Annotated in this window: 22 protein-coding genes and 1 pseudogene; 14 read left to right on the top strand and 9 right to left on the bottom strand. The window is 68.6% G+C overall.

All coding sequences use genetic code 11. From position 1 onward, the window contains the following. Window positions 1–22: 22 nt before the first annotated feature. From EAO78_RS01685 to EAO78_RS01665, 5 genes are all read left to right on the top strand, one after another. Window positions 23–1714: a helix-turn-helix domain-containing protein gene (locus EAO78_RS01685; protein WP_122104120.1), complete on the top strand. Its 1692-nt coding sequence runs from the start codon at window positions 23–25 to the stop codon at window positions 1712–1714. 124 nt (window positions 1715–1838) lie between these two features. Then, complete coding sequence (locus EAO78_RS01680) at window positions 1839–2582, top strand: bacteriorhodopsin (protein WP_122104209.1); 744 nt, start codon at window positions 1839–1841, stop codon at window positions 2580–2582. Window positions 2583–2754: 172 nt separating this feature from the next. Beyond that, on the top strand, window positions 2755–3606 hold the full coding sequence (locus EAO78_RS01675) for a lycopene cyclase domain-containing protein (protein ID WP_122104119.1): 852 nt from the start codon (window positions 2755–2757) through the stop codon (window positions 3604–3606). Between the two features lie 120 nt (window positions 3607–3726). Next, window positions 3727–4431, top strand: a complete 705-nt coding sequence (locus EAO78_RS01670) for a V-type ATP synthase subunit D (protein WP_122104118.1) — start codon at window positions 3727–3729, stop codon at window positions 4429–4431. Between the two features lie 51 nt (window positions 4432–4482). After that, a complete protein-coding gene (locus tag EAO78_RS01665) occupies window positions 4483–4872 on the top strand; it encodes a DUF6276 family protein (protein WP_122104117.1) in 390 nt (129 codons plus the stop codon). A 166-nt stretch (window positions 4873–5038) separates the two neighbouring features. Here EAO78_RS01665 and EAO78_RS18700 read toward each other — a convergent pair. Next, window positions 5039–5371: pseudogene (locus tag EAO78_RS18700) on the bottom strand (PLD nuclease N-terminal domain-containing protein); the annotation flags it as partial. 135 nt (window positions 5372–5506) lie between these two features. Here EAO78_RS18700 and EAO78_RS01655 point away from each other — a divergent pair. The 3 genes from EAO78_RS01655 (at window position 5507) to EAO78_RS01645 (ending at window position 8465) form a co-directional block, all read left to right on the top strand. After that, entirely contained in the window at window positions 5507–6901 is a 1395-nt protein-coding gene (locus EAO78_RS01655) for a M28 family metallopeptidase (protein ID WP_122104115.1), read from the top strand. A 94-nt stretch (window positions 6902–6995) separates the two neighbouring features. Next, window positions 6996–8048, top strand: coding sequence for a succinylglutamate desuccinylase/aspartoacylase family protein (locus tag EAO78_RS01650; protein WP_122104114.1), 1053 nt, complete (start codon window positions 6996–6998; stop codon window positions 8046–8048). A 54-nt stretch (window positions 8049–8102) separates the two neighbouring features. Continuing rightward, a complete protein-coding gene (locus EAO78_RS01645; RefSeq protein ID WP_122104113.1) occupies window positions 8103–8465 on the top strand; it encodes a DUF192 domain-containing protein in 363 nt (120 codons plus the stop codon). Between the two features lie 5 nt (window positions 8466–8470). Here EAO78_RS01645 and EAO78_RS01640 read toward each other — a convergent pair whose 3' ends face one another. The 3 genes from EAO78_RS01640 to serA form a co-directional block, all read right to left on the bottom strand. Further along, window positions 8471–9886 (bottom strand): ATP-binding protein, encoded by a 1416-nt coding sequence (locus EAO78_RS01640; protein ID WP_122104112.1) that lies wholly within the window; start codon window positions 9884–9886, stop codon window positions 8471–8473. Between the two features lie 200 nt (window positions 9887–10086). After that, window positions 10087–12726 (bottom strand): DNA topoisomerase I, encoded by a 2640-nt coding sequence (locus EAO78_RS01635; RefSeq protein ID WP_122104111.1) that lies wholly within the window; start codon window positions 12724–12726, stop codon window positions 10087–10089. 86 nt (window positions 12727–12812) lie between these two features. Next, entirely contained in the window at window positions 12813–14417 is a 1605-nt protein-coding gene (gene serA / locus EAO78_RS01630; RefSeq protein WP_122104110.1) for a phosphoglycerate dehydrogenase, read from the bottom strand. A 269-nt stretch (window positions 14418–14686) separates the two neighbouring features. Here serA and EAO78_RS01625 point away from each other — a divergent pair, with 269 nt between their 5' ends. The 3 genes from EAO78_RS01625 (at window position 14687) to EAO78_RS01615 (ending at window position 18530) form a co-directional block, all read left to right on the top strand. Next, a complete protein-coding gene (locus EAO78_RS01625) occupies window positions 14687–15958 on the top strand; it encodes a hemolysin family protein (RefSeq protein ID WP_122104109.1) in 1272 nt (423 codons plus the stop codon). Window positions 15959–17040: 1082 nt separating this feature from the next. Then, entirely contained in the window at window positions 17041–17946 is a 906-nt protein-coding gene (locus tag EAO78_RS17630; protein ID WP_136516475.1) for a hypothetical protein, read from the top strand. Further along, window positions 17943–18530 (top strand): hypothetical protein, encoded by a 588-nt coding sequence (locus EAO78_RS01615; RefSeq protein ID WP_136516474.1) that lies wholly within the window; start codon window positions 17943–17945, stop codon window positions 18528–18530. The genes EAO78_RS17630 and EAO78_RS01615 overlap by 4 nt, the downstream gene beginning before the upstream one ends. Window positions 18531–18535: 5 nt before the next feature. On the opposite strand, the gene thpR is transcribed toward EAO78_RS01615, so the two are convergent. The 3 genes from thpR to EAO78_RS01600 form a co-directional block, all read right to left on the bottom strand. Further along, window positions 18536–19153 carry an RNA 2',3'-cyclic phosphodiesterase gene (thpR, locus tag EAO78_RS01610; RefSeq protein WP_122104106.1) on the bottom strand — a complete coding sequence of 206 codons (618 nt, stop codon included), beginning with the start codon at window positions 19151–19153 and terminating at the stop codon, window positions 18536–18538. Window positions 19154–19318: 165 nt separating this feature from the next. Further along, a complete protein-coding gene (locus EAO78_RS01605; RefSeq protein WP_122104105.1) occupies window positions 19319–20386 on the bottom strand; it encodes a hypothetical protein in 1068 nt (355 codons plus the stop codon). Continuing rightward, window positions 20383–21378, bottom strand: coding sequence for a S49 family peptidase (locus tag EAO78_RS01600; protein ID WP_122104104.1), 996 nt, complete (start codon window positions 21376–21378; stop codon window positions 20383–20385). Before EAO78_RS01600 ends, EAO78_RS01605 begins: the two co-directional genes overlap by 4 nt. 148 nt (window positions 21379–21526) lie before the next feature. Here EAO78_RS01600 and EAO78_RS01595 point away from each other — a divergent pair, with 148 nt between their 5' ends. From EAO78_RS01595 to EAO78_RS01585, 3 genes are all read left to right on the top strand, one after another. After that, entirely contained in the window at window positions 21527–22408 is an 882-nt protein-coding gene (locus tag EAO78_RS01595) for a tetratricopeptide repeat protein (protein WP_122104103.1), read from the top strand. Then, on the top strand, window positions 22409–22708 hold the full coding sequence (locus EAO78_RS01590; RefSeq protein ID WP_122104102.1) for a DUF424 domain-containing protein: 300 nt from the start codon (window positions 22409–22411) through the stop codon (window positions 22706–22708). A gap of 139 nt (window positions 22709–22847) precedes the next feature. Next, window positions 22848–23549, top strand: a complete 702-nt coding sequence (locus EAO78_RS01585; protein ID WP_122104101.1) for a TMEM165/GDT1 family protein — start codon at window positions 22848–22850, stop codon at window positions 23547–23549. A 42-nt stretch (window positions 23550–23591) separates the two neighbouring features. Here the strand turns inward: EAO78_RS01585 and EAO78_RS01580 are convergent, their stop codons facing one another. After that, complete coding sequence (locus tag EAO78_RS01580; RefSeq protein ID WP_122104100.1) at window positions 23592–24827, bottom strand: DUF2157 domain-containing protein; 1236 nt, start codon at window positions 24825–24827, stop codon at window positions 23592–23594. 86 nt (window positions 24828–24913) lie between these two features. Then, complete coding sequence (locus EAO78_RS01575; protein WP_122104099.1) at window positions 24914–26026, bottom strand: pyridoxal-phosphate-dependent aminotransferase family protein; 1113 nt, start codon at window positions 26024–26026, stop codon at window positions 24914–24916. Window positions 26027–26136: the final 110 nt, after the last annotated feature.

The following is a 26136-nucleotide window of genomic DNA, read 5'->3' as shown; positions in this document are numbered from 1 at the left end:
GGCTTCGGCACCGTCTCCATACATGACACGGTCGAGCGATCCGGACGTCGATTCGGAGCCGAACCTCGGGCCGGAGCCGACGCTCGATCGAGGTTCACCTGAGGGAGATCCGGCGACGTCGGCGAGCACCGACGCGGTCGACGAGTCGCTGAAGACCCGCACGATGGACGAAGCTCCGGTGGGGATCACCGTCGCGGACGCGACGCGGCCGGACATGCCGTTGATCTACGCGAACGCCGCCTTCGAGCGTATCACCGGCTTTCCTCCGTCGTACGCGGTCGGGCGGAACTGTCGGTTCCTCCAGGGTGAGGCGACCCGCGAGAAGCCCGTCATGCGGATGCGTACCGCCATCGAGGACGGGACGGCCACGACCGTCGAACTCCGCAACTATCGGCGAAGCGGGGAACTGTTCTGGAACGAGGTGACGATCGCTCCGTTACGGAACGACGCCGACGAGATCGTCTACTACGTCGGCTTCCAACAGGACGTCACGCGTCGAAAGCGCGCCGAGCAGGCGGCGGCGGACCGGGCGTCTCGGATCGAACACGAACGGAACGTCCAGCGACGCTTGCTGGAACGCCTCGACGGTGTGGTCGCCGACGTCAGCGAGGCCGTCGCTCGCGCCTCCTCGCGAACGGAGCTCGAACGGGCGGTCGTCCGGAGCCTCTCGAACACCTATGCCGGCGCGTGGATCGGCACGTACGATCCCGCCTCGGAGACGATCGCCTCGAGAGTCGCCGCGGGATCGACCTGCTCGGACGCCGAGACGCTTCAGGTGGCGATCGACGGCCCCGGCGATCGGGGAGTCGAGGCCGCGATCACGGCGGCGTTCGACGATCGCTCCGTCCACCTCGAACCGATCGAGTCGGCGGAGTCGACTGCGGCCGCCGCGGTCGCCGGCGTGCCGCTGTATTTCGGAACGGCGACGTACGGCGCCATCGCCGTGTACGTTCGGACCGCGGAGTTCCGGGAGCACGAACGCGACGTGTTGACGACGGTGGGCCGGATCGTCGCGATCGGTCTCAATGCCCTCGAGAGCCAGCGAACGCTCCACGGTGACGAAGTTGTCCAGTTTCGGCTCGCGATCGATGGCCATCCACTCGCCGCCTTCGCCGGGGCGCTGTCCCGTGGGCTCCAGTACGTCGGGCGGGTCGGCGACCGTGAGGAGCGGTCGTTGCTGTTCGAACTCGCGGACGCGGGGGACGTCGACGTCGAGACGATCCACGCGGCTGCCGAGGAGACGGGGATCGTGGTCCACGCGGTGCTCGCCGAGGCGACCGACGTACCCGTCATCGAGCTGTCGGTCGGTGACGCGTCGCTCCGCGACCTGCTCCGGGAGTACAGCGGCGAGCTGTGTGGCTGGGAACTCGAGAAGGGGATCGCCACCACGACCGTGGAAGTCGGCCGGGAAGAGCTCGCACGATCGCTCGCAAACGACGCGATGGATCGGTTCGAGACGGCGGACCTCGTCGAGTATCGTCGCCACGAGCGGCGGCACGAGACCCGCCACGAGTTCGTCGCCGAGATCGAGTCGCGACTGACGGAGCGACAGCGAGCCGCACTCGTTCGCGCGCACACGGCCGGGTACTTCGAGTGGCCTCACGGAACGAGCGGCGACGAGCTCGCCGAGTCGATGGGCGTCTCCCGGTCGACGTTCCACCAGCATCTCCGCGCGGCACAGCGAAAGCTCGCGACGGCGCTGTTCGATCGATAGGCGGGACCGGCTGTCCGGAGGGTGGTTGGCCGCCGGGAAGGAGGCTGGTTGCCGCGGATCGGGTGATACCTAACCAGTTGTGTACTTCGTTTACTAGCGACGAACTCGTATGATCGATCGTCGTATGACAGCACAACCCGGCACCGAAGGCGTATGGCTCTGGATCGGTACGCTCGGAATGTTCCTGGGGATGCTGTACTTCATCGCCAGGGGCTGGGGCGAGACTGACAGACGTCGTCAGGAGTTCTACATCGTCACGATATTCATCACCGCCATCGCGTTCGTCAACTACCTCGCGATGGCGCTCGGCTTCGGGCTGACCACGATACAACTCGGCGGCGAGGAGGTGCCCATCTACTGGGCGCGGTACACCGACTGGCTGTTCACGACGCCGCTGTTGCTCGTCGATCTCGGCCTCCTCGTCGGGGCGAACCGAAACCAACTCGCCTCGCTGGTCGGGCTCGACGTGCTCATGATCGGCACCGGCGCGGTCGCGACGCTGTCGACCAGCGCCGCCGTGCTCTCCGCCGGCGGAACGCGGCTGGTGTGGTGGGGCGTCTCGACCGGCTTCCTGCTCGTGTTGTTGTACATGTTGTACGGCTCGCTCGACGAGAAGGCGAGCCGGCTGTCCGGTGGGGCGGCCTCGACGTTCAGCACCCTGCGGACGCTGATCGTGGTCATCTGGTTGGTCTATCCGGTCTGGTGGATCCTCGGGACCGAGGGCCTCGGGATCGTCTCGCTGAACATCGAGACGGCCGGATTCATGGTACTGGACCTGGTCGCGAAGGTCGGGTTCGGGATCATTCTGTTGTCGAGCCGCGAGGTGCTCGACGCCGCGGGATCGGCGTCCACGACCCCCGCGGACTGATCGCGTCGGCGATTCCGGCCGACTGACCGCGTCGGAGTCGCCGACACGCGGACCATCGTTCGGGACGCGTCCGGATCGCTCACGCCCGCTCCACGAACGCTGTCCCGAGACGGATCGACGACGGACCGCCACGACTCCCGCAACGCCACGTCCACCGCAACGACGATCCACAATGATCCCGTTCACCTATCTCCAGTTCCACCTCGCGTTCCTCGTCCCGGCGGTGCTGTTCCTGATCGCGACCGGCTTCGTGAGCCGGTCATCGGTCGTCGGGACCCCGGACCAACGGCTCCACGGCTGGCGCCACTACTGGGCGGGAGTGGTCGTGATCACGGTCGTCGCGCTCGCGTACACGACCCCGTGGGACAACTACCTCATCGCCAGAGGGGTGTGGTGGTACGGCGACGGGCGAACGCTCTTTCGGCTCTGGCATGCGCCGATCGAGGAGTACCTGTTCATCCTCGTCCAGCCGTGGATCACGGCGCTGTGGCTCTCGCACTTCCACGCTCGGGCCGAGTGGCCCCGAACGGCGCATCCGGTCACATGGCGGGTCGGAACGTTCGGGCTCGCGGGCGGTATCGGCGTCCTCGGCTGGTGGCTGCTCGGTTCCGGGGAGGGGTTCTACCTCGGTGCCGTTCTGGCGTGGGCCGCGCCGGTTTTGGCCATACAGTGGGTCGTCGGATCGCCGCAGCTCTGGGCGCGACGGCGCACCGTCGCGCTCGGAACGCTGGTTCCGACGCTATACCTCTGTACGGTCGACCGGGTCGCCATCGAGTACGGGATCTGGGTGATCTCGGACCAGCACACGACCGGGATCACGGTGGCGGGTCTCCCGCTCGAGGAGGCCGTGTTCTTCCTCGTGACCAACCTGTTCGTCGTCCAGGGGCTCGTCCTCTACCGACTGGTGACGGTCCGGATGGGTGACGCCGTGCGGGAGGCGGTCGGGACGCCCGACGTTCCCGACCGGTCGTCCGAGATCGCCGACCGGGTACCCGACACCTCGGACCGGGCACCGGACGGATAAGGCCCCGGACGAACGCCCGTCGTTCACGCCCGCCCGGACGACCTGACGGCGGGCTCCTCGCGCTCCCGCTTCGATGAACAGTAAAAGGTTAACAGGCTCGGTTCACTACCTTCCCACAAGATGGCAAAGGACGTCAAACCGACCCGGAAGAACCTGATGGCGATCGAGGACCGGATCGAGCTCTCCGAGCGGGGTCACGACACGCTCGAACAGAAGCGTGACGGCCTCATCATGGAGTTCATGGACATCCTCGACCAGGCCCAGGACGTCCGGTCGGACATGGCCGACGACTACGAGACGGCCCAGCGCAAGATCGACATGGCCCGCGCGATGGAGGGCGACGTCGCGGTCCGCGGCGCGGCCGCGGCGCTGAAGGAACACCCCGAGATCACGACCCAGTCGAAGAACATCATGGGCGTGGTCGTACCGCAGATCGAGTCCTCGAAGGTGAAGAAGAGCCTCGACGAGCGGGGATACGGCCTGCTCGGCTCCTCCGCACGGATCGACGAGGCGGCCGACGCCTACGAGGAACTGCTCGAGTCGATCATCCTCGCGGCCGAGGTCGAGACGGCGATGAAGAAGATGTTGGAGGAGATCGAGACGACGAAGCGCCGCGTCAACGCTCTCGAGTTCACCCTCCTTCCCCGTCTCTACGAGAACCAGGAGTACATCGAGCAGAAGCTCGAGGAACAGGAGCGCGAGGAGATCTTCCGGCTGAAGAAGATCAAAGCGAAAAAGGAGGAGGAGGAGGCGAAAGCGGAGGAGGCCGAAGCCGAGGCGGCGGCCGCGGCCGCAGCGGTCGAGGAGCCCGAAGCGGCCGACTGAAACGCGCGCCGCGTCGGTTCACGCTCTCTCCTCTCTCATCTCGAACCAACGATGGCCTGTCCACACTGTTCCTCGTCCGTCGTCGCCTTTCCCGTCCCGTCGGAGCTTCGCGACCACGCGCCCGCCGACGAGGCGGCGATCTGTACGCGGTGTCTCCGGGTCGCTCCCGCGGTCGATGCCGGGATCGACTCGATCCCGGACGGTCCGCCCGATCTCGCCGCGGTCGATCCGGCGTTTCCCGACGGCGACGCCGGGATCGCGCTCGCGCTTCTGTGTGGTCATCTGGAGTCGTTCGCGCTGTCCCGCGCGTCGATCGAGGCTCTCGTCGAGCACGCCGAACGTGGGGGGGCGGACGTCCTCGCCTTCCTCGAGCGACTCGACGCCCCGGACGCGGCCTTCGACCTCGACCGTCGCCGAACGGCGCTTCTGGACCTGCTTTGAGGCGTCGGCCGGCCGGAACCGCTCGCCCTCAGAGGTCGACGCCCGGCGGGTCGTTCCACTCGTCGTCCGGGTCGATCCCGTCGGTTCTCCCGCCGTCGTCGGTCCTTCCGCTTCCGTCGGTCCTTCCGCTTCCGTCGGTTCTCCCGCCGTCGTCGGTCCTTCCGCTTCCGTCGACCGTTCCGTCATCATCAGTCGTTTCCCTTCCGTCGACGTCGCGAGCTTTCGTCCCGCCGGGCTCGAGCAGCTCCTCGCCGCGTCTGGACTCGTGGACGGCGAAGGTCGCGCCCTGCGCGTAGGGGTCCTCCTCCGGGTCGTAGTCGCGCTCCTCGCGTTCGAAGAGGTACGCGAAGAACCCGAAAAGCGGGACGAAAAACGAGATCGCGGCCCACTTCCGCGGGTTCATCCCGTGTTTCGGCGCGTCGAGGTAGGCGTACGCCGCGAAGGCGGCGAGCCACGCGAGCGGGAGCCCGATCAGGATCACGGCGAGGAAGGGTTCCATACGCTCGCTTCGACCCGATCGACATAACTTCCCGGGTCGATCCGGCGCTCGGGGGCGGGGGTCGGTCGCGATCTCCCGGCAATTCCCCCGTCGTCCCCGGATACTCATATACCGGAAGCGCCTGTGTGCGAGCGTATGACGACCCTGCCGTCCGAGACCGTCGGTGACGCGTACACGGATTCGACCGCCTGGGAGCTGCTCGCCGACCTCGCGGACCTCGGCGACCGGATGCCGGGTCACGAGGGGGAGGCCGCGGGAGCGTCGCTCGTGGCCGACGCCTTCGAGGAGGCGGGCCTCTCCGAGGTCTCGACGACCGAGTTCCCGATCCCCGGCTGGTGGCGCGGGGAGGCCTCCCTGACCGTCGATCACGACGGCCGAACGACCACGTTCGACGGGAGCCACGAGCTCGTCGAGCTCCCGGGAACGCCCTCCGGCGAGGTGACCGGCGAGATCGTCGACATGGGGTACGGCCTCCCCGAGGACTTCGAGGACGTCGACCTCTCCGGCTGTATCGCGATGGCGTCGAGTCTCACCCCCGACGACTACGGTCGGTGGGTTCACCGCAGCGAGAAGTACGACTACGCGTCCGAGTCGGGCGCGGAGGGATTCCTGTTCTACAACCACATCGAGGGGGCACTCCCGCCGACCGGCTCCATCAATCACACGAACGGGCCGGGGCCGATCCCGGCGGTCGGACTGAGCAAGGAGCTCGGCAGTCAGCTCACGCGTCACTGCGACGCGGTCGACGGCGACGGCGGCATCGAGGCGACGCTCTCGGTCGAGGCGCGCAACGAGCCGGCCACGTCCGCGAACGTCGAGGCCGTCGTCGGCCCCGACACCGACGAGGAGGTGTTGTACACCGCCCACGTCGACGCGCACGACGTGGGCGTCGGCGCGAACGACAACGGCTTCGGATCGGCGCTCGCCGTCGGAGTCGGCCGGGTGCTCGCGTCGATCGAGGACGAGCTCGAGACGCGGGTTCGGCTCGTCGTCTTCGGGGCCGAGGAGACCGGGCTCTACGGCTCGTACTACTGGTCGCACACGCACGACCTCGACCGCGTGAAGTGCGTGCTCAACGTCGACGGCGCGGGCTACTCGCGGAACCTCGAGATATATCCTCACGGCGCGTCGGGGCTCGGCGAGGCGTTCGAGGAAGTGAGCGAGGAGTTCGACGTGCCCGTCGTCGTGGAGGACGGGCTCCGCCCGCACAGCGACCACTGGCCGTTCGTCCAGCGCGGCGTCGCCGCCGGGCAGGGACGGTCGACGGCCGACGGAAGCGGCCGCGGCTGGGGACACACCCACGGCGACACGCTCGACAAGCTCGATATCCGTGACCTCCGCGAGCTGACGGTGTTGTGTGCGGCGGGGGTCGCGAAGCTGGCCGAGGCGGACCGTGAGATCGAGGGACGCGATCCCGACGCGGTCAAAGAGGAGACGATCGAGGGGGGTCACGACGTCGGCATGAAGGCGACCGATTCGTGGCCGTGGGGCGAGGACCGCCCGTGGCCCTGGGCGGACGAGCTCTCGTGAGCGGAGCACGTAGACTGATGTCGCCGGAGCCACTCGGATCGGGCGTGATGACACGCCGCGACGACGGACGATCGCGAACCGACGGAGGAAACGGATGAAGGTCGGCACGGCCGACGCCGACCCGGGCGAGACGGCGACCGGCTACCGGACGGTCACGGAGCTCCCCGTCGGGGGATCCGAGGACCTTCCGGTGACGGTCCTCAACGGCGCGGAGTCCGGGCCGGTCGTGTGGGTGACGGGAACGATCCACGGCGACGAGCCGACCGGAATGGCGGTGACCCACGAGGTCGCCGACCGGGTCGACGTCGCCGAGCTGGCGGGGGCGGTGGTCTGTCTCCCGGTGATGAACCCGGCCGGGTTCCGAACCAACTCCCGGGCCGCCTACTACCACGGCGACGACCCGAACCGCTACTTCGGCCGCGAGGACGCCGGATCCGAGGCCCCGCCGCGCACCCAGCAGGTCGTCTGTGAGCGGATCTACGAGGACATGCGGGAGACGGCCGACGCGATCCTCTCCTTGCACACCGCGTGGGTGGCGACGCATCCGTACACGATACTGCCCCGAGTTCCCTACGGCGAGGGCCGGAGCGTGTCAGACGCGGCGGTCCTTCGCGACGAACTCGTCGAGCTGACCGAGGCGTTCGGCATGCCGGTCGTCAACCAGTACCCGCCGGGGGAGACCGAGACCCGCGACCTCCAGCACTCGCTCACCGGGGCGGCCGTCGCCGACGGGATCCCGGCGTTCACCCCGGAACTCGGCGGCCGGCTCGTCGTCGAACGCGACGTCGCCGCGGCGGCCGTCGACGGCGTCTGGAACGTCCTCCACGCGCTGGAGATGGTCGAGGAACCCGCCGACCGACACCCCGAGTTCGAGTTCGATCCTGACGGCCAGCTCCGTCGGTTCGACGGCCCGCACGCCGACGTCGCGGGGATCGTCCGGTATCGAACGACGGAGGGGGAGTTCGTCGAGGCCGGCGACGTCGTCGCCGAGATCGTCGACGGTCACGGCGAGGTGAAGACCGAGGTCGCCGCCGAGCGCGACGGGTACGTCCTCAGTCGTCGCGAGCGCGCCGCGGTCTACGAGAACGACGCGCTGCTCGACATGGCGGTCCCGGACGACGGCCCGCTCCTGATCGAGTCGGAGTAGGGGTTCCCGCCCGACTCACCGGGCTATTTACCCACCGACGACGACGAAATCGACGTGCGACTCGTCCACCGGCCCGCCCGGAACCCGACCGCGACCGACGAACGGACCCTCGCGAGCGACGTCGACGTCGCGGACTCGTGGCTCGCACGGGCACGCGGGCTGATGTTCCGCCGGTCGATCCCGGACGACTACGCGCTCGTGTTCCCCTTCGAGGAGGCGGAGACGCGGTGGATCCACATGCTCTTCGTTCCGTTCGCGCTCGACGTCGTCTGGCTCGTCGACGGGGAGGTAACGAGGGTGAAACGGCTCGCGCCGCTCGTCGGACTCGCCCGCGGGGGGGCGGACACCGTCGTCGAGCTGCCCGCGGGGGCGGCCGACGAGGTCGAGGTCGGCGACGAAGTCCGGCTTCGGGAGTGAGGGATTCACCCGTCGTCGGGAATCCGGAGGACGAGCTCGATCCGGCTTCCGCCGTCCGTGCTCTCCGTGATGTCGAGGCGGCCGCCGCCCGCCGTGACGACCCAGTGGACGTACCACAGTCCGAGGCCGCTCGTGTGTTTCAACTGCGTCTCCTTCCCGGTAAGCACGGCGCGTTCGGCGGGTGGAATCCCCGGACCGTCGTCGGCGACGACGAGCGAGACCCACGACTCGCTCGGGAGCTCCGCGGCCGAGACGCGAACGTTCGGTCGATCGGCGTCCCCGTGACGGATCGCGTTGTCGACGAGCTCGGCGAGCGCGTCCGACAGCCGATCGACCCCGAAGACGGTGATGCCGGGTGGGACGTCGACGTCGACGTCGGCCGACTCGCGAAGTCGCGCGGGGAGCGACTCGATCGCGGACGACACCACCCGTGACAGCGGGAGCGGTTCCGGCTCCGGTCGCTCGGCGAGGAGACGCTCGACCTTTCGGGCCGTCTCGCCGAGGTGGAGCAGACGGCCCGCGGTGTCGACCACGCGGTCCAACTGGGCGGCCACGTCGGGGTCCTCGACCGCGTTCCGGGCCTGCTCCGAGAAGCCGGTCACGACGTTGAGCTCGTTCCGGAAGTTGTGTCTGAGCACCCGAGTCAACACCGCGAGCCGTTCCTCGCGAACCGACTCGTCCGTCCGGTCCTCGCCGATCACGACGACTCCGGACACCGCCGACCCGTCCGTCATCGGTCCCATCGTCAGCCGGTAGGGCACCTCCTCGCCGGTGCGCGTCACGAGCGTCACGTCGCGCTCGTCGACCGTCCCGTCCCGGTAGACTCGCGTCAACCCCTCGGAGACGGCCGACCCGTCGTCGTCGAACAGGTCGGGGAACGCGCGCCCGTCGAGGTCGACCGCGCCGTAGCCGGTGTCCTGGCTCGCCCGTTCGTTCCATCGGACGATCGTTCCCCGCGTGTCACACCGGAACAGCGCCATCGGGAGCGTCGACGCGACGGCGTCGAGCGTTCGGGCGCGCGAGCGGTTTCCCCGCTCGGCGCGCACCCGCTCCGTGACGTCGGTCGCGACCGCGATCAGCCACTCCCGTCCGCCGAGCGTCGTCGCGTGCGCTCGGAGACGGATCCGCCGCGTCTCGCCGTCCACCGCGACGTCGACCTCCGCGGTGACTGACCCCTCGCTCGCGGCGACCGTCGAGAACGCCTCCCCGACCGGCACGCCCGCGACCGTCGTTCCCGACGCGGCGAGGTCCGGCAGCCCCGACAGCGTCAGCGACGACGCCTCCCGCGAGAGGAGGGTCACCGCCGCGTCGTTGACGGCGCGTATCGCGAGGCTTCCGGGATCACACGCGAGCGCCGCCGCCGGGATCGCTCCGACGAGCGACCGGGCGAGCGCGACGTCGTCCCCGTCCTCGCGGGCCATGAATACCGAGCGAAGTAGCTCCGGACGTATATGCGTGCGTGTTCGTTCGATCGATGCCGTCGCCGAGCGGGCCGGCCGATCCGGCCGATCCGGCCGCTCCAGTCGATCGGCCCCGTCCGGCCATCCGGTACGCTCCCGTCCCGGTCAGTCCGCCTTCGCCTGCCAGTCCCGGTCAGTCCGCCTTCGCCTGCCAGTCCCGGTCAGTCCGCCTTCGCCTGCCAGTCGCGGACCGTGTCCGGCCCCACGCCGTCGACGTCGCCCGCGAGGTCGTCGGGATCCGCCGATTTGAGCTCGTCGACGCCGGTTATCCCCGCCCCCTCGAGCTTCTCGGCGGTCCGCTCGCCGATCCCCTCGACAGTCTGGAGCTCGGAGCCCTCCTCTCGCGCGCGGAACTCCCGGTAGTTACAGATCGGACAGCCGAGCTCCCACGGCTCGTCGCCGGAGTGAACCCGGAGATGCGGGAGGTCGTGCTCCTCGCAGGTCTCCTCGGTCACCTCGATCTCGCCGCGGCGCGGCAGCGGCAGCGAGTAGTCGCAGTCGGGGTACCGGGTACAGCCGACCAGTCGGGAGCCGGAGCGGAGCCGCTTTATGGCGAGCTCTCCGCCGGCGTCGGCGGTTTCACCGCCTTCGTCTCGCGGCGAAGCCGCGCCCGTACCACAATCGGGGCACGCCCCGATGACCTCGTCTTCGGCCTCGTCGGCCTCGTCGGCCTTACACCGCGGGCAGCCGTGGACGAACGTCTTCCGTCCCGCGAGCATCTTCACGTGGTGGAGGTCGTGGTCGTCGCAGGCCTCGTCGAGGATGAGCGGCTTCCCGGTCGAGGGAAGCGGGAGGGTGTACTCGCAGTCGGGATACCCGTCACAGCCGACGAAGTACGAACCCGCCCGCGACTGCCTGACGAGGAGGTCCGAGCCGCACTCCGGGCACGGCCCGAGCGTCTTGTCCGCCTTCAGCGACTCCTGGAGCTGGTCGCCGATCGCCTCGCGGGACTCGGTGAGGTCCTCGAAGACGCGGTCGAGCAGCTCTCGCGAGGCGGCGGTCACCTCGTCGTACCCCTTCTCGCCCGCGGCGATCGCCTGCATGTCGCGTTCGAGCTGGGCGGTCATCTCCTCGCTCACGACGTGTTCCGCGAAGCCCTCCGCGGCCTCGACGACCGACTCCGCCAGCCGGGTCGGCCGCGGCGGGTCGCCCTCGACGTAGCCGCGGTCGTACAGCTTCTCGAGGGTCCGGTGTCTGGTCGCCTTCGTCCCCACGCCGCGCTTCTCCATCTCCTCTATCAGCCGCGACTGCCCGTAGCGGCGGGGCGGCTGGGTCTCCTTGGCCTCCGTCCGCCGACCCGAGAGCGAGAGCGTCTCGCCCACCTCGACATCGGGCACGATCCGCTCGTCGCTGGAGCGGTACGGGTACACCTCGTGGTAGCCGGCCTCGAGCAGGCGCTTCCCGTTCGCCTTCAGCCGGAGCCCGCCGTCGGCGGCCAGTTCGGGCGTTCCCTCCGCGTCGTCGGGGTTCCGGAGGGCGGCGAGCGGGTCGGCCTCGTTCGCGATCGCGGTCGCCTCCCCGTTCGCGAGCGCGACGACGCGCAGCCGCTCCCACTCGGCGGCCGGCGCGCAGGTCGCGAGGAAGCGGCGGACGATCAGCTCGTACACCTCCCGCTCGTCGTCGGAGAGGTCGGACGCGCCGGGCAGGTCGCCGGTCGGGTGGATCGGCGGGTGGTCGGTGGTCTCCTCGTCGCCCTCGGTCGGCTCGATCTCCCCGTCGTCGCGGTCGAGGAGGCTCGCCGCATCGTCGCCGAACGCCACGTCGCCCGACAGCTCCTCGAGCAGCTCTCGGGGCTCGAGGTCGTCGGGGTACACCGTGTTGTCGGTCCGGGGATAGGTGACGTAGCCGGCGGTGTACAGCTCCTCGGCGATCGACATCGCCCGCTGGGCGGAGTAGCCGAGCGACCCCGCCGCGCGGATGTACGCGGTCGTGTTGAACGGGGTCGGCGGCTCGTCAGTTCGCGTTCGACGGCGGACGTCGTCGACGACCGCGTCGTCCGCGGCCGCGAGCGCCTCCGTGAGCGTCCCCGCGACGGCCTCGTCCCAGACCCGCTCGGCCTCGTTCCCCCTGTCGTTCTCGAGGAAGTACTGCGCCTCGAAGGGGTCGCCGCCGGTCTTCGAGAGGTCGCCGAACAGCTCCCAGTACGCCTCCGGGTCGAACGCGCGGATCTCGCGCTCTCGGTCGACGATCAGCTTGAGCGTCGGCCCCTGGACCCGTCCAACCGAGATGAAGTCGTTTCCGAGCTGGCGGGCCGAAAGCGAGAGGAAGCGTGTGAGCGCCGCCCCCCACGTCAGGTCGATCACCTGGCGGGCCTCGCCGGCGGCCGCGAGGTCGAAGTCGAGGTCGTCGGGGTCCGCGAAGGCCTCCCGGACCTCGTTCTCCGTGATCGAGGAGAACCGGACGCGGTCGATCGGGGCGTCCTCGTTCACTTCACGAACCAGCTCGTAGGCCTCCTTGCCGATCAGCTCGCCCTCGCGGTCGTAGTCGGTGGCGATGGTGACCCGCGAGGCGTTGCGCGCGAGCGTCCGGAGCGCGCTCACGATCCCCTCCTGGGTCGGTGTCTTCCGGACCGGCGCGTCGATCAGCTCGACGGGCTCGACGTCGCGCCAGTCGCTGTACTCCGGCGGGAAGTCCACGCCGACGACGTGGCCCGACAGCCCGATGCACCGCTTGCCGCCCCACTTGTACACGTTGACGTCGTTCTTCCGCTCCGCCGTCGCGGAGCCGCCGCTCAGGATCTCGGCGATCCGCCGGGCGGCGTTGTCCTTCTCCGTGATTATCAGTTCGGGGCCGCGACTCATTGCCCCGAGGTAGGCCGCTCCCCCGTCTAAAGTTTTCGCGACGCGCCGTGAGAACGTCCCGCACGTCGGCGCGTGGGTCCGAACGGCTACTCCGCCTGCCGCTCGTCGGCACCGTCGAGGGTGATCTCGGTGACCTCGACGATACGGTCGTCGGCGAGGAGTGCCTCGATGGCCGCCTCGGGGACCGGGTGATCGAGGTTGTACACGGTCAGGGCCTGGCCGCCCTGCGTCTCGCGACCGTTGAACATCCCCGCGATGTTGACGTCGTGGTCGCCGAGGACGGTGCCGATGAGCCCGATGACGCCCGGCTCGTCCGTGTTGCGCGCGACGAGCATGTGGCCGTACGGGACGGCGTCGACGCGGAAGCCGTCGATACGGACGATCCGCGGGTCCTCGCCCGCGAACAGCGTCCCCTCGACGGCGATGGAGTCGTCGCCGTTGTGGACGGAGACCCGCACGATGCTCTGGAAGTCCTCGGTCTGGCGGGTCTTCGACTCGGTCACCTCGATGCCGCGCTCCTCGGCGAGCCGCGGGGCGTTGACCGCGTTCACCTGCCACTCGAGCGGCTCGAAGACGCCCTTCAGCGCCGACGCCGTGACGAGCTCGACGTCCTCGGCGGCGATGTCTCCCTCGTAGGTCACCTCGACCCCCGTGATCCGGCCGTCGAGCAGCTGGGCGGCGACCTTGCCGGCGGTCTCCGCGACGGCGATGTACGGCTCGATCCGCGGGAACGCCGTCTCGTCGACCGAGGGCGCGTTGAGCGCGGTGAGCACCGGCTCGCCGTTGAACGCCGCGATCACCGCCTCCGCGGTGTCGACGGCGACGTTCTCCTGGGCCGCCTCCGTCGACGCCCCGAGGTGCGGGGTGACGACGACGTCCTCGACGTCGAGAAGCGGCGAGTCGTCGGGCAGCGGCTCCTCGGCGAACGAGTCGAGCGCGGCCCCCGCCACGACGCCGTCGTCGACGGCGGCCGCGAGCGCGTCCTCGTCGACGATGCCGCCGCGGGCGCAGTTGATCAGGTAGCCGCCCTCCAGCTGGGCGAGCTCGTCCTCGCCGATCATCCCCTCGGTCTCGGGGAGGAGGGGGGTGTGGACCGTCGCCACGTCGGCGCGGGAGAGCGTCTCGTGAAGGTCGTCGACGAGGTCCGCGCCGAACTGCGCGGCGCGCTCCTCGGAGATGTACGGGTCGTAGACGACGAGATCCATCCCGAGCGAGTCGAGCCGCTTCGCGACCTCCTGGCCGACGCGGCCGAGCCCGACGATCCCGAGGGTCTTGTTGTTCAGTTCCGTGCCGAGGAACTCGCCTTTCGCCCACTCGCCGTCCTTCAGCCGGCCGTGCGCCTGCGGGATCGACCGTGCGACCGCGAACGTCATCGCGACCGTGTGCTCGGCGGCCGCCCGGACGTTCCCCTCGGGCGCGTTGGCGACGATGACGCCGTGGTCGGTCGCAGCGTCGATGTCGATGTTGTCGACGCCGATGCCGGCGCGGCCGACGATGACGAGCTCGCTCGCGGCCTCGAAGACGGCCTCCGTGACCGCGGTCCCCGACCGCACGATGAGCGCGTTGGCGTCGCGGACGGCGTCCAAAAGCGCCTCGCCCTCGACGTCGTAGTCCGTCTCCACCTCGTGACCGGCCTCCCGGAGCCGTTCGAGGCCCGGGTCGGCGATCGGATCCGTGACGAGTACCTTCATGTCCGTATCGACCCTCGGGGCGGTGTTAACCCTTTCTTCATCGCGCCGTTTTGCCTGTCCGAACTTTTCGATAATGCGTCATTTACGATCCGAGATCGTGGTTACACTACCCCTTCACTTCGGGTGGAAACACCTCGTCCATGCGTATCTCCGTGAACCGCGGTCACGGTGTCGTGGTGTCGACGCGACGTCGATCCGTGTGGCTCCCACCGTCGTCCGCGGCCGTTCCCCGCCGATACACCCTTTCGGGTCGACGCGCATGTGGCCGTATGGACCTCACGCTCTCGTTTCTCGGGGCCGCCGCGATCCTCGCACTGACCGGGATCAGCGCCTTCTTCTCGAGTTCGGAACTCGCCGTGTTCTCGGTCGCGAAACACCGCGTCGACGCGCTCGTCGCCGACGCGGTCCCCGGAAGCGCGGCGCTCTCGTCGCTCCGGGAGAACCCCCACCAGTTCCTCGTCACCGCGCTCGTGAGCAACAACGTCGCGAACATCGCGGCCGCCTCCGTCGCGACCGCGGTGCTCGTCCAGTACCTCCCCGCCGGGCAGGCCGCCACGGGATCGACCGTCTTCACCTCCTTCTTCGTCATCGTCTTCGGCGAGATCGCGCCGAAGTCGTACGCGGTCGCGAACGCGGAGCGACACGCGCTCCGGGTCGCCCGCCCGGTCGTCGCGGTTCAGCGACTCCTCCGGCCGGTCCTCTACGTCTTCGAGGCCGCGAGCGGGGTCGTCACCCGGATCGTCGGCGGCGACACGGCCATCGAGTCGTACCTGAGCCGCGAGGAGATCGGGGCGCTCGTGCTCTCCGGCGAGGAGACGGGCGCGCTCGCTCCCGACGAGGGCGCGATGATCCGCGGCGTCCTCGACCTCGGAGCCACCCGCGTCACCGCGGTGATGGTCCCCCGCACCGACATGGTCGCGGTCCCCGACACGACGACGCCCCGCGGGGTCGTCTCGACGGCCGCCGCCGAACACCTCACGCGGCTGCCCGTCTACGGCGAGAACCGCGACGACGTGGTGGGGATCGTCGACGTTCGGGACGCGATCCGTGCCGACGAGGCTAGCGAGGACCTCGCGAGCGTTCTCACGGAGCCGACGTTCGTCCCCGAGACCAAGCCGGTCGACGAGTTGTTCGCCGAGATGCGCGAGACGGGCGCGCGCATGGTTCTCGTCGTCGACGAGTTCGGCGCGGTCGTCGGTCTCGCCACCCTGGAGGACGTCGTCGAGGAGGTCGTCGGCGAACTGGTCGGACGCCGCGAGACCGACCACGTCGACGTGGTCGAACCCGGCGTCACGGTCGCGCGCGGCTGGACCACCGTCGCGTACCTCAACGAGGTCCTCGGGCTCGACCTCCCGACCGACGCCGGGTTCGAGACCGTCGCCGGGCTGGTCACGGAGCGCGTCGGTCGACTCCCCGAGGAGGGCGACCGCGTCGCGGTCGGCGACGTGGTGCTCGTCGTCACCGGCGCGACCCCGACGCGAGTGAGGCGGGTCCGGATCGAGTATCCGGTCGTGGGTCCCGAATCCGGTGGTGAAGTCTGATCTACACTTCGGTGGACACAATTATATCAGCGAATAAATTAATACTCCCCGACTATATTCCTGCTATATGAACACCGTGTTCAATGGTGGCAGAAGGTGGTCCGATGACCCACAGTGAGACCGTGGCTGATCGGTCGATGTTTGATTCGTCCGGCGACTCAACAGGTGTCAGACAGACGGATGACTCGATCTTCGCCGATGATTTCGAGGACTATTCTACCGGAACCGTTCCGTCGTACTTCGTGCTTGCCGGAAATACCGATCAGGAGGTCGTCTCGGAATCATCCCCGAGCGGGTCTCAGGCGTATCGCATGAGCGGGTCACACGGTGCCTGTTGGCGGGCTCTCGCCCGTGCGCCAGTCGAGACTGCCGACACGATGACGGTCCGTGGATCGTTCAAGCGTGGTGACGGATCGGTCGGATGCCACGAGGATCAGAGCGGCGGGATCAGGTTTCGAACGGTCGCGAGCTCCTCGTGGTCCGAGGGCTCGGCCGCGGGCCTCCTCCGATTTCGACCTGATGGCACCGTCGCATCGAACGGGGAGGTCGTCGGCGAGTACACGCCGGGCGAATGGACGAAGTTCACGGTCACCTATCGCCGTGCGGACGGGAAGGTTACACACGAGTGTGTGATCGATGGCAACTCGAGCGTTACCGTAACGCGCGATGTCGTCGACCACGAGGACGATCTGTCCGCCTTGGAGTTGAAGAGCGATGACTTCACCGTCTACTGGGATGACCTCTCGGTCACGGCCGACGATTCCGAAGAATCGGATGGGACGCCCGCCGATCCCCCGAGCGATGACCCCGAACCGCCCGACGACGACACCGAGCCGTCCGTTCCGGATCTCGACTTTTCCGCCGGTGAGTACGAGGAAGTAACGGTAAACGACGCTCGTTACTACGTGATACGGAATGTTCCGGAAACGGAATCCGGTCAGTTTGCGGTGACTACCCCTGAATTCGACCTCGTTTCACCGACAGAGGCCGTCGACGCGTTTCTCACGCATCTCGCGAGTCGAACGACTCCACGTCTCGATTGGGACCGTCGGCGGGCGGAGGCCGAATCACGCCGGGAGAACATGCGTGGACTCGAGTTACTGAACCGTTTCCTCGAAATTACGACCGGTGTTCTGGAAACGTATGCCCTTTTCAAAGTGTCTCCTCCGAGCGCCATTGGCGCCGGGGCGGACCTCCTTCGGGATTCGATCAGTTGGTCGATCTCGGAGTCCGAGCGTCCGTACGAACGGGCATTCGGCATGATGACCGCGAGTTGTGCCACTGCCGAGACGATCGAGACACAGCTAGATGCTGTCGAGTCGATCGAAGACTTCGGCGACCACGAGACGGAACTCGTCTCGACGGCCGTCACCGGATACGGTGTCGTTGAGGCAGGCGCTGACTTCGCCGACGGTTACGCCACCATGGCGGACCGCCTCACCACCTCGCCGAATTTTACTCAGACTGCTGCAGTCGGGGTATCGGCCACCGAGACGTTTCTACTCGCGGAGACGATCGATCTCGCCGCGTCACAGCTTGACGCTGTGTTCGACCTCCGTGCGCGGATCGCCGCGCTGTTTCACGCATACGATACGGTTCGTCTCCCGTTGATCGATCGGATCCAGGCGAAGACCGTACTGGCGGAGGACTGGGCGCTGACGCCGGGTGATATGGTTCAGTATCACTCGTTGATGGCGTCCTACAACCACATGGGCGCGATGGCGTACCTGGGTGCGGCCGAGTATTACGATCGGATGAGCAATCTGCGTTCAGGAAGGATCTGGGACGTGATCGACGGGGCCTCGGATCTCGCCGAGGATTATGCGACGATCGGTGACACCCTCTACTCGGCGGCCAAGGAACACTATCTCGCGATCGGCGGCGCATGGCGGGACGTGGAACGACAGACGGTATCATCGGTGAACGCGGAGGCGTACGATCTCGACCCGGCAGAATTGACTGGGTTCTCTGGAGGTGCATCCGAATGACTCATCGTCGAGATCTGTTGGCTGTTCTCGCCTTGACCGGTGTCGTTGGCGGTGCTGAACTCTACTTTCGCGATCGGAGCGAGGAGGTCGACGACCAGGAAACGGGCGATGGTTCTTCGGACGACTACGACGGGACGCAGGAAACGGACGACTCGTTCAGTGCGTACTCGGGACTCATTTCGTCGCTCTCGGAGCACTACGACCGGATCGATCGGATCGATCCGCGTCCCTCCTTCGAGTATCAACCACTCGAGGAGGCGACGCCGGAGGACGACACCATCGACGCCGTCGATGCCGCACCTACACCGGATGTCGACGCGGATCGTCTCGTCGTGACTCCGGCGGAGTCAGCGACGGCGGCGGAAACGTATCTGCGTGAGGTGTTCGGTTCACAGACGGACAGGCAATACACGACGGTCGTCGAGGATCGCGACGTCACGTTCGTCGGCGGTGAGACCGGTGGCGTGACCTACCTGCTTTGGAGCGGACGGGTCGATGGAAACGCCGTCGTGTTGGTCGGTCGTGGTGGCGACCGAGACGCGGCCGAAGCCGGCGTCGAGGCCGCGATATCGGCCGTAGCGTAGTCGCTTCACGTCCGCGACACCTCGTCGTCGATCCCCGACTTGGATCCGAGCGCGAACCGCCTGATCGGCTCGTAGATCGGCCCCTCGTCGGTCAGCGTCGACTCGATCAGCGCGACCTCCTCCACGGTGAAGCTCCCGATCTCCGGGCGTTCCTCGCGGACGACCCGCTGAACCAGGTCCTTCCCGCGCGCGTCGTCCATCCGCGCGACGGTGACGTGCGGGGTGAAGTCGTGGTCCTCGGGGTCGAACCCGAGCGCCGTCGTCTCCGCCTCCAACGCCTCGTGGAGCCGCGTCAGATCGTCGGCCCCTTCCTCCACCCCGACCCAGACGACCGAGACGTACTCGAGCGAGGGAAAGACGCCGAGTCCCTCGATCGCACAGTCGAAGGGAGTGACGCCGGCGCGGTCGACCGAGCGCTCGACCGCGGCGCGCACGTCGTCGAGGTCGTCGACGGCGACGTCGCCGAGGAACTTCAGGGTGAGGTGCGCTTGCTTCGGATCGGTGGTCCGGATCCCCGCCGCCCCCTCGAGGGACGACTGGGTCTCGGCGATCGGCTCCGCGAGGTCGTCGGGCAGTTCGACGGCGAGGAACGCCCGGACGGACGTCGAGGGCGACGATGACATGGACGCCTGCGGGATCCGGTCGCCGGGTAGTCATAACTTCCGCCGAGCCACCACCGTCGGTCCCCGTCGGCGATCATCGACGTCGACGCGTCGGGGACTCTCGAGCGTCGTTCGACCGAAAAAACGGATTCGAGTGCGGTTCGACGACGACCCGGACGGCGATCCTCAGGCCGTCTCGTTCGTCGGCTCGCTCGGCTGGGTCGGTTGCGTCGGCGGCTGGGTCGGGCCCGTCGGGCCTGTCGGTTCCTCCGGTTGCGTCTCCGGCGGCTGCGTCTCCGGGTCCCGGTCGTTCTCCACGAGGAAGTCCGCCAGGTTCCCGATCAGCACGTCGTTGTCGGCGCGCTGGGCGTTCTCCGGCGAGAGGAAGTCGCCGTCGCCCACCGCCACGACGCCGCCGTCACGGACCAGGAGAGGTGCGTCGGTCGCCGCCCGCGTCGTCGACAGCTCGCTGCCGTCGATCGGGCGGAACTCGTCGCCGCCGTCGGCGACCGTCCCGACGGGGGTCGCCGTCGAGAACATCGCGCGGTCGACCCCCTCGGTCAGCGCGGAGTCGCCGGTCGGCTCCGCGTACACCCGCTGGTAGTTGAGGTCGTTCTCGTTCATGTTGTACACGTACCCCGGCTCCGTGGTGGTCCCGAGCGTGGCGTCGAGCGATGCCGCCCCCGGCTCGTCGAACGCGGTGTCGGGCTCGGTCGCCAGCAGGACTCGACCGTCCTCCTCGACGAACGTCTCGATCTCCGAGAGCTGGTCCTCGTCGTAGTCGGTCCGGAACGTGACGAACGCGTCCGCCTCGGCGAGGTCCTCGCCGAGCGGCGTGGGGCCCGTCTCGCCCGGTCGGGTCAGGTGCTGCTGACTGCTCGGGTCGGGCGTGTAGATCCGGACGTCGTGGCCGTTCTCGATGAGAGCGTTCGCCAGCGGCCGAACGTCGCGGTCCGTGACCTCGGGGCCGCCGAACCCGATGAGCGCCAGCGGGCTGGCCGCCACGCTGCCGCCGGCTGCCTCGATTCCGGGGTCGATGACGATCGTCTGTGACTCCGCGTCGCTTTCCATCGTCACGTTCGCCTCGCCAGGGTCGTCGTCCTCGATCGCGTCCGCCGACTGGTAGTGTTCGTTCTCGATCTCCGGTGCGGGTGCCGCGCTATCGGCGGTCGCGTAGCCGGCGATCGCCGCGCCGCCGGCGATCGTCGCGAACGTCACGAGGAACGCGACCGCGAGGACGCCGAGACGGCTCACGCGGAGACACCCCCGTTCAGGGAGGCCGCGGTGTCGTTCGCGGCGGGACCGGTTCCGCCTCCGTCGGCGGTCGCTTCGTCGACTCCGAGATCGCTCCCGGAGAACCGCTCCACCGTGTCGACGTGCGGGACCGCCTCGAGGTGGACGTACGTGGAGGGCATCGGCTCGACGTCGGCGTAACCCGGGTCGTTCGCGTACACCGCGACGACCTGCGAATCGGTTCGGAGCAGGATCGGGAGGCCGGTATCGGGCCCGGTCTCGCGGGTGTCGACCCGATAGTCGCCGAGATCGGCGCGAGTCGCGGCCTCGTGGACCGCCTCGTTGAGCGAGCCGATCTCGTCGGCGAAGCCGTTCTGCACCGCCTCCGTGCCGAGATAGACGTCCGCCTGTGCGACCTCCTCGCGGGGCATCTCGAACTCGTCGCCGCGTTCGGCCATCATCGCGTCGACGAAGGTGTCGGCGAGCGTCTGCTGTTCGGCCCATCCCTGGATCTCGTTGCCGCCGGCCTTGTCCGGGCCGCTCGGCCCGGTGACGGGCGCGATCGTCTGCGGGCTGGGTGCGTTCAGTCCGATGCTCCCGACCTGCGAGGTCGGCAGGACGTAGATGTCGTCGGCGGGCGCCATCGCGTAGTAGCCGCCGGAAGCGCTCATCGCCTGGACGCTCGCGATCACCGGCATCTGCTGGCTCGTGCGCTGGACCGCCTTGTACATGCGTTCGGACGCGACCGGCGCGCCGCCGGGCGTGTCGATCTTCAGGACGACGGCACCGACGGAGTCGTTGCCGCGGATCGCTGCGAGTTCGCTTTCGACGTCGTCGGCGAGGGCCGTGTTCACGGGGCCTTCGATTTCGACGACGGCCACCGTATCGGTCGTTTCGTTGGTCGCCGCGTACACGCTCGGTGCGACGACTGCCCCGAGCAACGCGGCGGCCAACACGACGGCCGCGACCCGTCGTCGCGGCGTGATGGCCGTGGAGAGCTTGTCTGTTGACATTACCGAGTAACAGCACTCGGTCCGATCACATAACGCTCCGGGTAGGCGAAAACGACCGTTTTAGCCTGCCTCGTGGTAACTTTCCACATGACGATCGTTCGTCCCGCCGACGTAACGCTTACCCGCCGTGACCGACAGATCCGGGTATATGACCGACGAGCGCGACGCGGACCGCCACGAGTTCTCCGCGGGCCAGGGCGTCGACGCCGACTACGAGGAGTTCACCCTCGATCCCGAGGAGCTGGACGCGGACCCGACCACCGTCGATCCCGTCGACTCGCGGGTGCTCACGGACGTGCTCGACCGCCGGAACGTCGAGAGCGACGTCGTCGACGTCGAGCGACTGATCGACGTCGGGCTCTCCTACATGGGGATAAACCGGTTCGAGGAGGCGACCGAGACGTTCGAGCGTGCCGCCCGGTTCGCCGACGAGGACTCACTGGAGGCCCAGGAGGCGTGGGTGAACAAGGGCGCGGCCCACGCGGAACTCGAGGAGTACGACGAGGCGATCGGCGCCTACCAGGAGGCGTTGCGCATCGACGACGACTCCGAGCACGCCGCGACCGCCGAGACCAACCTCGCGTACGCGCTCTGGGAGTTCGGCCGCCACGAGCAGGCGCTCGAACACGCCGAGCGCGCCGTCGAGATCGACCCGCGCTTCGCACAGGCGTGGTACAACCGCGGGTTCCTGCTCGTCGAGCGCGGTCTCCACGAGGACGCCGTCAACTGCTTCGACAACGCGATCCGCCTCGGCTACCGCGACGCCGGCGTGTTGGAGGAGAAGGCCCGCGCGCTGGAGGAGGCGGGCGAACACGAGCGGGCCGAGGAGGTCGCCGACCGCGCCGAGGAGATCCGTCGCGAGGCCGAAGAGGAGCTGGTCGAGGAGCAGACCGGACGCGCGCCCGGTCCGGGCGGTCAGGGCGGTCGCGGCGGCCAGCCCGGTCGTGGCGGCGCGGGCGGTCGCGGCGCAAGTCCCGAGGCGGGCGAGCCGGAACGCGAGCTTCAGGGTGAGGGTCCAGAGGGCTTCTAGATGCTGCTTCGCGAGCGGGAGACGCCCGAAGGGACCCTCGTCTCCGTCTGTGACGCCGGCTGCCTCGGCGAGACCTACGACAACGGTCGCGCCAGCCTCTCGGTGAGCGAGGAGTTCTACGGCGGCGACGACGCGGTCGAGGCCGACGCCGAGGCGGTCGTCGCCGCGCTCCATCGCGCGCAGGTGGGAAATCTCGTCGGTTCGGAGGCGGTCGGCGTCGCGATCGAGGCCGGACTCGTCGACGAGGACGCGGTTCTGGAGTTCGACGGGACCAGACACGCCCAGCTCCTCTGGCTGTGAGCCGGATCCGCGGAACCAAAACTCTTCTTTAGTCGTGTCTAACTCTCCTGTTGACCGATCGTTCATTCCGTTCCGGCGTCGGTTCACCGATCGCGTTCGTCGATCGGAACGGTTCGGTCCGTCCCCCCACGAGTAACGCATGACCGAGACCACGTGGCTGACCGTCCTGTTCATCGCCGCCGGCGCGCAGCTCGCGGTCCTCCCCGGCGAGAAGGTCCAACTGCTGATCGCCGGGCTCTCGACGCGGTACCGCCCCGCCGTCGTCGTGAGCGCGGCCACGGCGGCCTTCGCCGGCTGGACGGTCCTCGAGATCCGGTTCGGTCGGGCGATAACCGCGGCGTTGCCGGGGATCTATCTCGACGCGCTGACGGCGGTGTTGTTCGTCGTCTTCGCGTACCTGCTCTTCCGGAGCGCCCCCGATCCCGACGCCGCGGACCCGGAGGCGACCACCGGTCCGATGACCGACGGGGGCGAACTCGACGTGCGGGTCCCCCTGCTCGGCTGGCGGGTGCCGAACCGGTTCGGCGGCTTCCTCCCCATCTTCGCGATGATGGCGTTCGGCGAGTTCGGCGACAAGACCCAACTCGTCACCATCTCGCTGGCCACCCAGTACGGCGCGTTTCCGACCGCCATCTGGACCGGCGAGATGCTCGCTATCGTCCCAGTGAGCGTCGCGAACGCGTACTTCTTCCACCGCTTCTCCCACCGGTTCGACCTCCGGAAGGCGCACTTCGTCGGGGCGGGGCTGTTCGGCTTCTTCGCGCTCGACTTCGCCGCCAGCGTCGTGTTCGGCGTCTCGCTGTGGGAGACCGCGATCGACGCGGTCGCAGGCGCGGTCTGATCTCCCCGAATCGCCGGTCCTCGACGCTCCCCCCGAGAGTGGTCATCCGATCCGCGCGAGCACCGCTCGACGACCGCGTTCGGCGCCGAGCCCCGCGGCGAGCAGGACCGTTCCGGCGACGACGAGCGCCAGCGATCCGGAGATCGCGTCCCCGACCGGCCCGACGAGGAAGGCGAGCACGCCGAGCACGAAGCCGAGCGCGGCCACGTTCGCCGGCGCGGCCTCCCGGAGGCCGACCGCCCCGACGACGAGCGCCAACACGACGCCGAGCAGGCAGCCGAGCGCGACGAGTGACCCCGCGAAGTCGCCGACGCGGCCGGCGAAGGCCCAGACGGTCACGGCCGCCGCGGGGACCACGACCGCGGGCGCGCTCGCGTATCGAGCGAGCGGGTCGTCGCCGGCGCGGCCGACCGCGACCGCGCTCGCGACGAAACTCGCCGCGACGAGCAGGACCGTCCCGGCGGAGAGGCCCTCCGGCGGCGACCCGACCGCGACGATCGGCACGAGCGCGGCCACCGCGAACGCGCCGCCGACCCAGCGGAGCGTCGCCGCGAACCGCGGGAGACCCGAGTCGCCGTCGGCGGTGGGTCCGTCGGTATCGCCGTCGGCGGACAGTCCGGCCGCGTAGACGAGCCCGCCGTAGGCTCCGAACAGGAGCACGAACTCCGCCGGATCGGTCGCCGACAGGAGGGTCGCGGCGCCGAGGGTCGCCCCCGCGCCCCCGATCGGTCGCGAGTCGAGACCGGCGGCGATCGCGACCGCGACTCCGGTCCACGCCGCCAGCAGCCACGGCTCCGCGGCGTCGACGTCGACCGTCGCCGTCAGCTCGGCGAGCCGGAAGAGCGTCACGCCGGTGAAGAGCGCCGCGAGCAGCCACAGCCCGTGTGCGGTTCGGGGGGAGTTCTCCCGCAGCCGCACGCCGCCGCCCGCGGCGGCGACGGGTATCCCCACGAGGAGCACGACCCGCGCGAGGACCGGGACCGACTCCCAGCGCTCGTAGAGGTACGCGCCGACGCCGACCGCGACGAGGACCCCGCCCATCAGCGCCAGCGCGACGACGACCCGGTTCTCCTCGAGGAGGCTTCCGTCGTCGGCCGCCTCTCCACGCTCGTCGGATCCTTCGTCGTCGTCCGCCGACGCTTCGCCGTCCTCTTCCGCTTCGGGGGTCCGGTCCTCCCGCTCCCGTTCGAACTCCCGGATCCGCGTCGCGGTCTCCTCGTCGACCACTCCCGAGTCGGTCCATCGCTCGAGCGCCGCGCGGAGGGAATCGCGGTCCATGGTTCGAAGCACCGAGGGAGGATTCAAGTATCTTGTCGCGAGCGTCGGTCGGAAGCCCGTATCCGTCCGAAAACGGGTATCCGTCCCTAGAGTCCCGCCACGTCCTCGATGGCGTCGGTGAGCTCCTTCACGCTCTCGACGGTGTGTTCGCCCATGTGGCCGATACGGAAGGTCTCCTCGCCGAGCTGCGAGCCGTAGCCGTTCGAGAAGGCCATGTCGTACTCCTCGCTCACCGTCTCGATGGTTTCGGCCACGTCGATCCCCCGCGTGTTCTCGATACAGGCGACGGTCTGCGACTCGTAGCCCTCCTCGGGGAACATCGCGAAGTGGTCGCCGGCCCACTCGTGGACGTACTCCGTCATCTCGCGGTGGCGCTCGTCGCGGGCGTGGTGGCCCTCCTCGAGCATGTGTTTCATCTGTTTGCGGTACGCCAACATGATCGGGATGGCGGGCGTCGAGTGGGTCTGGCCCTTCCGGTCGTAGTAGTCGATCGTCCGGCGGAAGCCGCCGTACCACGAGGAGGTGCCCTTCTCGACCTCGCGGTCATAGGCGTCGTCGCTGACGACACAGACCGCGAGCCCCGGCGGCATCGCGAACGCCTTCTGGCTGGACGCGAAGATGACGTCGATCCCGTGGGCGTCGATGTCGACGTAGTCGCCGCCAAGCGCGGAGACCGCGTCGACGACGAAGTACGTGTCCGGATAGTCGGAGACCACGTCGCCGATCTCCTCGATCGGGTTCCGGACGCCGGTCGAGGACTCGTTCATCACGGTCGCGACCACGTCGTAGTGTTTGTCCGACGACTCGAGGCGTTCGCGGATGTCCTCGGGTTTGACCGCCTCGCCCCACTCGTACTCCAGGCGGTCGACGTCCTTGCCGAGCCGCTCGGCGACGTTGGCGTGGCGCTCGCTGAAGCTCCCACAAGTCGGAACGAGAATGTTCTCGTCGACGAGGTTGAGCGTCGACGCCTCCCAGAACTCGGTGCCGGAGGCGGTCAGGATCACGACCTCGTTGTCGGTGCCGAGGAACTCCTTCGTGTCCTCGACGATGGTCGTATAGAGGTCCGTCATCCGGTCCATGCGGTGGCCGAACATCGGCCGGGCCATCGCCTCGATGACGTCGTCGCGGACCTCCGTCGGCCCCGGGATGTACAGGGTCTCGTCGTCGTAGTCGTCTCGGTATTCGCGTTTCGTCGTCACTGGAGTCACCCGATACCGTACACCGGGTCGGGAGACGGTATGGTACTTTTGATACGGCTCAGCGGAGCGATCGAGGCCGACCTCGTCATGCGTGGCGCGTGCCTGCGAGT

The sequence above is a fragment of the Halobellus captivus genome, assembly GCF_003697845.1.
Lineage (GTDB): Archaea > Halobacteriota > Halobacteria > Halobacteriales > Haloferacaceae > Halorubrum > Halorubrum glutamatedens.
The sequence above is the reverse complement of the archived record's forward strand: the minus strand, read 5'-3'. Positions and strand labels throughout refer to the sequence as shown.